Source organism: Erwinia sp. PME.40.26/001 (assembly GCF_055556675.1).
This window is the reverse complement of record NZ_JBVHNP010000193.1, coordinates 1-270: the sequence shown is the minus strand read 5'-3', so window position 1 is coordinate 270 and position 270 is coordinate 1. Positions and strand designations below refer to the sequence as shown.

Below are 270 nucleotides of genomic sequence, written 5' to 3'. Positions count from 1 at the left end.
AGGGCGGCGTGCGTGAGCCCGAGGGCGCTGGCCTGGGCGGCCGGGTCGCGGTAGACCCCCGTGTACGGGATCTCGAGGAAGTGGTCCGCGGGAGCCTCGACGCCGTCGTAGACGACGTCGTGCGTGGAACTCGCGCGGAGCCCCAGGTGGTCCCACGTCGGAATGATCGTGATCCCGGGGGCGTCTCCGCGGACGATGAGGTGGCCGACGCGCGGCTCGGGGTCGTCGGTCTTCGCCCAGACCAGGTGGTAGTCGAGGCCGGTGCTGGCC

Annotated in this window: 1 pseudogene; it reads right to left on the bottom strand. The window is 72.6% G+C overall.

The annotated features are described in order from the left end of the window. Positions 1-270 (bottom strand): annotated as a pseudogene (locus ACZ3HG_RS23815) (hypothetical protein); the annotation flags it as partial.